A 9,022-nucleotide genomic window follows, 5' to 3' on the forward strand; every position below is an offset into this window, starting at 1 on the left:
CGCGCCGCGCGGCCACTCCTGCGCTCACGGGCCGGGCACACCGCCGCCCACGGCCGTGCCCTCGCGCACGACCTCGGCGGCCACCGCCCGCGGGTCCCCGGTGCGTGCCCAGGTGCGCCGCTGCCGGGCGGCGGAGGTGCCGTGCGCCCACAGCCGGTCCAGCAGGGCGGACACCTCGTCCTCCTCGCCGTGGGCCCGCAGGTCGTCGGCGAGCTCCGCGACGAACCGGTCGACCGCGGCGCGGGCCGGCACCGGCTCACCGGCCCCGGGGTCGAACAGCTCGCCGGTCAGGCCGTCCTTGGCGGCCCGCCAGCGCGCGGCGCGCAGCAGCTCGGGACGCACGTCGGGGAACGGCTCGCCGGCCTCGGCGCGGCCGGCCAGCACCCGGACCAGCGCGCGCACCAGCGCGGCGTGCAGGACGGCGGCGTCGAGGTCGGTGCAGACGTCGGCCAGCCGGAACTCCAGCGTCGGCCAGCGCGCGGAGGGCCGCACGTCCCAGTACAGGTGGGAGCCGTCGGCGACGACCCCGCTGCGCACCAGCCCGGCGACGACCTCCCGGAACCGGTCGGCGCTGCCCAGGTGCTCGGGCGGGCCGGCGTTGGGCCAGCGGGACCACCACGTGGTGCGCCAGCTCTCGTAGCCGGTGTCGACGCCGTCGTGGAACGGCGAGCTGCCGGTCATCGCCAGCAGCACCGGCAGGTGCGGGCGGGCGCGGTCCATGACCGCCACCGCGGTGTCCACGTCCGGGACGCCCACGTGCACGTGGCAGCCGCAGATGTCCTGCTGCTCGGCGAGGACCGCCCAGCGGGCCACCATGGCCTCGTACCGCGGCGCCGGGGTGAGCCGTTGCTGGCGCCACGAGCCGAAGGGGTGGGTGGAGGCGGCCAGCACGGCCAGGCCGGCACCGGCGGCGGCGGCCACCGCCTCGGCCCGGGTGGCGACCAGTGCGGCGCGCAGGTCGTCGATCGTGGTGCAGATGCCGGTGGAGGTCTCCAGCTGCGTCGTGACGATCTCGGCGTGCACGTGCGCCCCGGCGGTGCCCTGCAGCACGGCGGCGCTCAGCGACGGGCTGGGGGTGAGCTCGAAGGTGCCCGGGTCGACGAGGTGGAACTCCTCCTCGACGCCGACGGTCGCGCCGGCCCGTGAGGGCGTGGGCGCCGCGGTCCGGCCGGCCCCCGCGCCGGTCATGGCTCGGCGAACCAGGCGAAGCCGAGGCCGGGGACCACCAGCCGGCCCTCGACCACCTCCAGCGGGCCGTCGCTGCCGTGCACCTGGTCGAAGGTGCCGAACCCGGTGACGGTGTCGGCGTCCACCGTCCGCGGCTCCGGGGAGAAGTTGGCCAGGCCGACGAACGTGCCGCTGCGCGGGTGGCGCCGCGACCAGGCCAGCACCGCGTCGTCCCCGACGTCCAGCACGACGGGCTCGACCCCGCCGCGCAGCGCGAGCAGCGAGCGCCGGACCTCCCCCAGCCGGCGGAGCGCGGCGAAGACGCGGCCCTCGAGGGTGGCCGGGTCGCACCGGCGGGTGGCGGCGGACCAGTCCATCGGCGGGCGGTGCATCCAGCGGTTGTCCGGGGCGCGCTCGGGGTCGTCGAGGTAGCCGGGGTCGTTGCGCAGCGCCAGCTCGTCGCCCATGTAGAGCAGCGGGATGCCGCCGTGGGCGTAGGCGACCGAGTACAGCAGCACCAGCCGGCGGATCCCGGCGTCCAGCGCCGCGTCGTCGCCGGCCTCGAGCGCGGCCTCGATGCCGCACAGGGACGCCGCCGAGCCCGAGATGCGGGCGTCGCCGGTGACCTCGTTCTCCTGGAACAGCGCGCCGCGCGCGAAGGAGCCGGGGAAGCGGCCGGAGTAGAAGTCGTTGAGGAACCGGCGGTGGCCGAACCCGTCGACGCCGGTCGCCGCGGCGTCCTCGTCGGTGATCGCCCAGCCGATGTCGTCGTGCCCGCGCACGTAGGTGACCCAGGTGGACGACGGCGGGATCGGCTGCATCCGGCGCAGCGCGGTGCGGGCCAGGCGGGCGTCCTGGGTGGCCAGGCTGCTCCACAGCAGCACCATGAGCTGGTTGTGGTAGGCCAGCTCGCACTCGGGCCGGAAGCGGTCGTGCCCGCCGAGGTAGGGCACCAGGTCGTCGGGCGAGACGATCGCCTCGGCCTTGAAGATCACGCCGGGGGCGGCCAGCCGGGTGAGCGCGTGCAGCAGCTGCAGGAGACTGTGCCCCTCCGGCTGGTTCTGGCAGGAGGTGCCCAGCCGCTTCCACATGAACGGCACGGCGTCCATGCGGAAGACGTCGACCCCGCGGTTGGCCAGCCAGGCGATCTCGCCGAGCATCGCGAGAGTCACCTCGGGGTTCGAGTAGTCGAGGTCCCACTGGTAGGGCCAGAACGTCGTCCACACCCACCCGCCGGCGCCGCCGCAGGCCTCGGGCACCCAGCTGAACGAGCCCGGCGCCCGGTCGGGGAACACCTCCGGGATGGTGGCGTCGTAGGCGTCGGGCACCGTCCGGTCGGGGAAGGCGGTGTAGAAGCCGGCGTACGCAGGGTCGCCGGCCAGCCACCCCTGCGCCCACGGGTGCTCGCGGGCGGTGTGGTTGAGCACGAGGTCGATGCACAGGCTCATGTCCCGCTCGTGCAGGGCCGCCGCCACCGCCTCCAGGTCGGCCATCGTGCCCAGCCGCGGGTCGACCGACCGGTAGTCGGCGACCGCGTACCCGCCGTCGTTCTCGCCCTCGCGCGGCCGCAGCAGCGGCATGAGGTGCAGGTAGGTGGTGCCGAGCTCGGCGAGGTGGTCCAGGTGCGCGGGCAGCCGGTCCAGCGTGCCGCAGAAGCGGTCGACGTAGCAGACGTAGCCCTGCGTGCTCGCCCGCTGGAACCACGCGGGGTCGATCTCCCGCCGCCGGTCGAGCCGGCGCAGCGGCTCCGGCCGATCGGCCGCGGCGGCGAGGACGACGCGCAGCGCGCGCTCGACCAGCTCGTCGGCGGCCGGTCCGTAGAGGATCGCCAGCGGCTCGTGCACGTCGTACACCGCCAGGTCGGCGCGGGCGAGGAAGGCGTCGGCCTCGGCCTCTCCCAGCGCGGCGACCGCGGCCTGCTCCACCCGGGGCCGCAGCCCCGCCCATGCCCGTTCCGCCGCCTCCCGGCGAGCGGCCGCCGAGACCGTCATCGGCCCAGTATCGGGGCGCTGTTCGCCCACGGCATGACTCTCGCCGGACGACCCCGCGGAGGCGTTCACTGGGAGCTGTAATCCTGTAAGCAAGGAGGCGACCGTGTCCCTGGCCCCTGATCCCGACACCACGGCCCTCGACGCCTACTCCCGCATCGTCACCGCCGTCGCCGCCGAGCTCACCCCGCACGTGGCGGCCCTGCAGGTCACCGGGCCCGGCGGGCGCGGCGGCGCGGGCTCGGCGGTCGTCGTCCCCGGGGACCGGCTCATGCTCACCAACGCCCACGTCGTCGGCGGTGCGCGGTACGGCCGGGCGGTGTTCGCCGACGGCAGCGAGGCCGACGTCGACGTCGTCGGCGCCGACCCGCTCTCCGACCTGGCCGTGGTCCGCGCCCGGACGGCGACCCCGCCCCCGGCCGAGCTCGGCGAGGCCACCGAGCTGCGCGTGGGCCAGCTCGTCGTCGCGGTCGGCAACCCGCTGGGGCTGGCCGGCTCGGTCACCGCCGGGGTCGTGAGCGGGCTGGGCCGGTCCCTGCCCACGCGCGACGGGCGGACCGCCCGCGTCGTCGAGGACGTGATCCAGACCGACGCCGCGCTCAACCCCGGCAACTCGGGCGGTGCACTGGCCGACTCCGCGGGCCGGGTCGTCGGCATCAACACCGCGGTCGCCGGCTGGGGTCTGGGGCTGGCGGTCCCGGTCAACGACACCACCCGGCGGATCGTCGGTGCGCTGGCCCGGGACGGCCGGGTGCGCCGGGCCTACCTGGGCCTGGTGAGCACGCCGGCGCCGTTGCCCGCCCCGCTCGCCGAGCGGACCGGACGCCGCCGGGGGCTGCGCATCGTCGACGTCGTCCCCGGCTCCCCCGCCGACCGGGCCGGGCTCAAGGCCGGCGACCTGGTGCTGGAGGCCGGGCGCCGTCCGGTGGCGGAGGCGCAGAGCCTGCAGCGGCTGCTGTTCGAGGACGCCATCGGGCAGCCGCTGCCGGTGACCGTCTCGCGGCGCGGGGCGATGGTCGACGTCGTCACGGTGCCCACGGAGCTCACCGGCGGGTGACCGGACGGCGGCCCCGGTCGCCCGGCCGGGTGCCCGCCGGGCTCCCCCGTTCGGGGCACGTCCCGTCGTCGCACTGCGGAACGTCACCGGTCCGGCCGATGCTGACCGGGACGAACGGGGGACACGTGGATCGGGATCGGCCGACTGGCATCGCACTGCTCGCGCTGCTGTACGCCGTCAGCGGGGTCCTCTGCGCCGTCGGGGCGCTCAACCCGATGTCGCCGGACACCCCGGTGCGCCTGGCGTGGGCGCTGAGCACCGTCGGGGTGCTGGGCGCCGCGCTGCTGTGGTGGCGGCGCGACCGGCTGGGCGACGGCGCGGTGCAGTTCGCCGTCGCGTTGATGTCGGCCCTCATCGGCCTGCTCGCCTGGCGTTCGGCCACCGCCGTGGGCGTCGTCGGCCTCGGCCCGTCCATGGTCGCGGTCGCGCTCCTGTGCGCCCACTACCTGTCGCTGCGCGCCGCCCGGGCACACGTGGTGTTCCTCGTCCTCGCGGCCACCGCCGGCGCGGTCGCTGCGGCCCCGACGGGCTTCGTGATGCCGTGGGTGACGATGACGGTGACGGTCGTCGTCCTGGCCGAGGCGCAGGCCCGCATCTCGGACAAGCTGCAGCGCGCCGCCGGAACCGACCCGCTCACGGGGCTGGCCAACCGGCGGGCGTGGGTGGCCGGCGCGGAGCGCAGCCTCGCCCACGCCCTGCGCACCGACGAGCCGCTGACCATCGCCGTGCTCGACCTCGACGGGTTCAAGTCGATCAACGACATCGACGGGCACCACGCCGGCGACGCGCTGCTGCAGTCGCTGGCCCGGGCGTGGAGCAGCGAGCTGCGCACCGCCGACCTGCTCGGCCGCTACGGCGGTGACGAGTTCGTGCTGTGCCTGCCCGACACGGACGCCGCCTCCGCGTCCGAGCTGATCGCCCGGCTGCAGGAGAGCCACCCGGCGTCCTGGTCGGCCGGCACCGCCACCGCCGGCCCCGGCGACACCCTCTCCGAGCTGCTCCTGCGCGCCGACGCCGACCTCTACCGGCACAAGCGGCGCAGCCGCCGCTCCGCCTGAGGGAGCGCCCCTGCCGGGGTCCTCCGGCCCTGTCCCTCCCCCCGCGGGCGGGAGACCGTGGCCGGGTCCGTCCTGGGAGGCCGGCATGGCAGCGATCGTGGTCTGTGGCGGGGGCGTCATCGGCCTGTCGGTGGCGATGATGCTGGCCGACGACGGCCACGAGGTGACCGTCCTGGAGGCCGATGCCCTCGATCCGCCGGAGACGCCGGTCGACGCCTGGGACGACTGGCGCCGCAAGGGCGTGGCGCAGTTCCGGCAGCCGCACACCCTCTTCCCGCGTTTCCGCCTCGTCGCCGAGGAGGAGCTGCCGGGGCTGGTCGACCGGCTGGATGCCGGCGGCTGCACCTGGGGGGACTACACCTCCGCCCTGCCGCCGACGATCGAGGACCGCGCGCCGCGGCCCGGGGACGACCGGCTGCGGTTCGTCACCGGGCGGCGTCCGGTCGCCGAGGCGGTGGTGGCGAGGGAGGCGGCCGAGCACCCGGGGCTCACCGTGCGACGGGGCGTGCGCGCCACCGGCCTGGTGCCAGGGGCGGCGGCGCTCCCCGGCGTCCCGCACGTCGCCGGTGTCCGGACCGACGACGGGTCCGTGCTGCCGGCCGACCTGGTGGTGGACGCGTGCGGCCGCCGGACGACCGGCGCGGACTGGCTGGCCGAGCTCGGCACCCGGCCACCGCACGTGGAGGGGCAGACCGGTGGCTTCGTGTACTACACCCGCTACTACACCGGGCCCGAGCAGCCCCGGCGGATGGGCCCGCAGCTGACGCCGCTGGGCAGCATCTCGCTCATCACCTTGATCGCCGACAACGGCACCTGGTCGGTGACGGTCTTCGGACCGACCCGCGACACCCCGCTCAAGGCCCTCCGTGACCCTGCCGCCTTCACCCGTGTGGTGGCCGCCTGCCCCCGGCACGCGCACTGGCTGGACGGCCGGCCGATCACCGACGTGCTCGCGATGGCCGGCGTCCTCGACTGCTACCGCCGGCTCGTCGTCGACGACGAGCCGGTCGTGACCGGTTACGCCCCGGTGGGCGACGCCTGGGCCTGCACCAACCCCTCGGCCGGACGCGGGCTGTCGGTCGGGATGGTGCACGCCCAGCAGCTGCGGACCGCGGTCCGCGAGCACCTCGCCGACCCGGTCGACCTCGTGCGCGCGTTCGACGAGGCCACCGAGCGGGAGGTGACCCCGTTCTTCCGCAACCAGGTCGCCGCCGACCGCGTCCGGATCGCGGAGATGGACGCGATCCGGGAAGGGCGCGAACCGCCGCCCCTGGACCCGGTCCGGGCGCGGCTGCTGGCCGCCGCGATGTACGACGCCGACGCCTACCGGGCAGTCATGGAGACCATCACCTGCCTCGCCCTGCCGGAGCAGGCGTTGGCCCGACCCGGCCTGCGCGAGCGGCTGGAGGCGTACGCGGACGCGCCGGTACCGGCCGCCCCCGGCCCGGACCGGGCGCTACTGCTGGAGCTGCTCGCCGGGTGAGCCGTCAGGGTCGGCGCCAGTCGTCACCCTGCATGTGGGAACCGGCCATCGGGCCCATCTGCAGCATGCCGCCGTCCACCGCCCACGAGGCGCCGGTGACGTACCCGGCCGCCGGGGAGGCGAGGAACGCGATGACGGCGGCGACCTCGCGGGCGTCGCCGGGACGGCCGAGCGGGACACCGGGGCGCTCGTGTCCGGGCGCGGTCGGGTCCTCGTCCTCCTGGCCGGTCATCGGGGTGGCGATCTCGCCGGGGGCGACGGCGTTGACGGTGATGCCGTGCTCGGCGAGCTCGATCGCGGCGACGCGGGTGAGCAGGCCCAGGCCTCCCTTGGCCGTGCAGTAGGCGGCCGCGCCGACCCGCGGCTGGTGCTCGTGGACGCTGGTGACGTTGACGATCCGCCCACCCCGCCCGGCGGCCACCATCCGGCGCGCCGCCCGTTGCAGGCAGAGGAAGGCGCCGTCGAGGTCGGTGGCCAGCACCTCCCGCCACGTGGCGAAGTCGGTGTCGAGGACCGTGGACATGTGCCCGGTGCCGGCGTCGTTGACCAGCACGTCGACCCCGCCGAGCGCCTCGGCCAGGTCGTCGACGACGTCGGCGGCCCCCGGCAGCTGCGTGAGGTCGAGGTGGCGGACCTCGGCCCGGCGGCCCAGCCCGCGAACCTCCTCGGCGGTGGCCTCCGCGGCGGCCTGCTCGCGGTACCACGTGATGCCGATGTCGCAGCCGGCCTCGGCGAGCGCGACCGCGGTCGCCCGCCCGATGCCCGACTCGGACCCGGTGATGATGGCGACCCTGGACCCGCGCGCGCTCTCGCTCATGGCCGAAGGCTAGGAACAGCCGGCGCGGACCGCAGCGCACACCGCCTCTGACGCGCCTCAACTGCCGAGACCTCCGACCGCTCTGACCACGCACTCGCATCCGGGGCCGCCCCTGCACACTGAGCCGCCGCGCCGGGAAACGCGTTCAGAAGGTCTCGTCGTACCCCTTGGAGGATCCCGGGCTCTCGAGCCAGTCGTCAGCACCCCTGCTGCCGGTCTCGAGATCCCACCCCCCATGAGATGTGCCTGTGTGCGTGGCATCAGCAGTTCCTGCAACCCCCTCAGCCCGGCTTGGACAGTCGGCGGCGTGATCCGGGACCAGCGCCTGACACGACGGGCAACGGGAGCCTTTCGACTCGGGTGGCTGATCAACCTCTGGCATCGCCTCTCCCAGGGAACTCATGGACGAGGAGCCACGTACTCGGCGAGTTTGGCGAGCTTTCCGGTCATTTTGTCGCGGTCCAACCGGAGAAGTACCCACCAAGCCGATTCCAGGATCCCCGCCATCCAGGCCACGCACGCGGCCGCCCAGCGGAGCACTGCTTGATCAGCGCCGTCGGGGGGAACAACGGCGACCCCAAGTGCAACCAGTAACAGCGTGATCCCGACGCTGTATGAGGATCGAGCACGCCTGGCGTGGATGTCGTAGACGCGATTCTGTCGAGAAGCCTCTTGGACGAAGAGCTCGCGCCTCTGCGCGTAGGAGTCTTCGAACCATTCACGAAAGTCGGCGGGCACGACCGAGTGCTGCCGAGCCCACGCACCAAACTGCACACAGCTGCCGAGCAGCACGGCGGCTGTCACCGCTGTGATGACTGCAACTCCAGGCCACCGGACCTTGTCGTGGTCAGTGACAACCACCGCCGCCAGTGTGACGCTGAAGCCGGACAGCAGAGGTGCCGCCGCCGTGGTCACCGATTGAAGGGCCGGCCGAGCCCCCATGTCCGGAGGCACCTGCCACAGAGGAGGGCGACCGGGCGTCCCAGGATCGGAAGGCGGACGTTCCCGAGCGGCGCCACGACCGGTGGCCCGACCCGCTTCCACCATGGCCCGAGTGTGGATACGCCTCGTGTGCGGCGACAAGGCCTTGAGCCGCGGCCACGGCGAGGCGGTCGACCGGATCCCGGTCGCGTGCTCATGCGGCGCTGAGTAGCGGTGGGCTGATCACGATCTCGGTGCCGTCGGGTCGCCAGGTGCGCCAGCGGCCGTCGGGTTGGCGGTGCACGCGGAAGCCGTGGTGGACCTTGGTGTGGTGGCGCTCGCACAGCAGCGCGGAGTTCTGTAGTGACGTCTCGCCGCCGTTGATCCACTCCACGACATGGTGGACGTCGCACCAGAAGGTGGGCGCCTGGCAGCCGGTGAACACACATCCCCGGTCGCGGGCCTCCACCGCCTTGCGCAGGTGCGGGGGCACGACGCGTTTGTCGCGGCCGAGGTCCAGCGGGGTGCCGT

Annotated in this window: 8 protein-coding genes; 3 read left to right on the forward strand and 5 right to left on the reverse strand. The window is 74.8% G+C overall.

The genetic code is table 11. The annotated features are described in order from the left end of the window. Nucleotides 1–24: 24 nt before the first annotated feature. Together ACI784_RS16780 and ACI784_RS16785 are read right to left on the reverse strand one after the other, a co-directional pair. The gene (locus tag ACI784_RS16780) at nucleotides 25–1,188 is read right to left on the reverse strand and encodes a carboxylate-amine ligase (RefSeq protein WP_456924343.1); all 1,164 of its coding nucleotides are present in this window, start codon (nucleotides 1,186–1,188) and stop codon (nucleotides 25–27) included. Continuing rightward, entirely contained in the window at nucleotides 1,185–3,158 is a 1,974-nt protein-coding gene (locus ACI784_RS16785) for an alpha-amylase family protein (RefSeq protein ID WP_457014213.1), read from the reverse strand. The genes ACI784_RS16780 and ACI784_RS16785 overlap by 4 nt, the downstream gene beginning before the upstream one ends. A 103-nt stretch (nucleotides 3,159–3,261) precedes the next feature. Between ACI784_RS16785 and ACI784_RS16790 the strand changes: the two genes are divergently transcribed. The 3 genes from ACI784_RS16790 to ACI784_RS16800 all read left to right on the forward strand — a co-directional run bounded on the left by ACI784_RS16790 (nucleotide 3,262) and on the right by ACI784_RS16800 (nucleotide 6,753). Continuing rightward, nucleotides 3,262–4,212, forward strand: coding sequence for a S1C family serine protease (locus ACI784_RS16790; RefSeq protein WP_456924341.1), 951 nt, complete (start codon nucleotides 3,262–3,264; stop codon nucleotides 4,210–4,212). A gap of 125 nt (nucleotides 4,213–4,337) precedes the next feature. Continuing rightward, complete coding sequence (locus ACI784_RS16795; protein ID WP_456924340.1) at nucleotides 4,338–5,270, forward strand: GGDEF domain-containing protein; 933 nt, start codon at nucleotides 4,338–4,340, stop codon at nucleotides 5,268–5,270. A gap of 85 nt (nucleotides 5,271–5,355) precedes the next feature. Then, nucleotides 5,356–6,753, forward strand: coding sequence for an NAD(P)/FAD-dependent oxidoreductase (locus ACI784_RS16800; protein ID WP_457014214.1), 1,398 nt, complete (start codon nucleotides 5,356–5,358; stop codon nucleotides 6,751–6,753). A gap of 4 nt (nucleotides 6,754–6,757) precedes the next feature. Here ACI784_RS16800 and ACI784_RS16805 read toward each other — a convergent pair whose 3' ends face one another. The 3 genes from ACI784_RS16805 to ACI784_RS16815 all read right to left on the reverse strand — a co-directional run. Further along, nucleotides 6,758–7,570, reverse strand: coding sequence for an SDR family oxidoreductase (locus ACI784_RS16805; protein WP_457014215.1), 813 nt, complete (start codon nucleotides 7,568–7,570; stop codon nucleotides 6,758–6,760). A 399-nt stretch (nucleotides 7,571–7,969) separates the two neighbouring features. Further along, a complete protein-coding gene (locus ACI784_RS16810) occupies nucleotides 7,970–8,485 on the reverse strand; it encodes a hypothetical protein (protein WP_457014216.1) in 516 nt (171 codons plus the stop codon). A 220-nt stretch (nucleotides 8,486–8,705) separates the two neighbouring features. Continuing rightward, nucleotides 8,706–9,022 (reverse strand): HNH endonuclease (locus tag ACI784_RS16815; RefSeq protein ID WP_457014217.1); only part of this gene is annotated, 317 nt, incomplete at its 5' end.

This window comes from Geodermatophilus sp. SYSU D01186 (assembly GCF_054050215.1).

Excerpts from the sequence above, each read along its gene's own strand:
- ACI784_RS16780 (WP_456924343.1), bottom strand. The coding sequence starts at position 1,188 with ATGACCGGCGCGGGGGCCGGCCGGACCGCGGCGCCCACGCCCTCACGG.
- ACI784_RS16785 (WP_457014213.1), bottom strand. The coding sequence starts at position 3,158 with ATGACGGTCTCGGCGGCCGCTCGCCGGGAGGCGGCGGAACGGGCATGG.
- ACI784_RS16800 (WP_457014214.1), top strand. The coding sequence starts at position 5,356 with ATGGCAGCGATCGTGGTCTGTGGCGGGGGCGTCATCGGCCTGTCGGTG.
- ACI784_RS16805 (WP_457014215.1), bottom strand. The coding sequence starts at position 7,570 with ATGAGCGAGAGCGCGCGCGGGTCCAGGGTCGCCATCATCACCGGGTCC.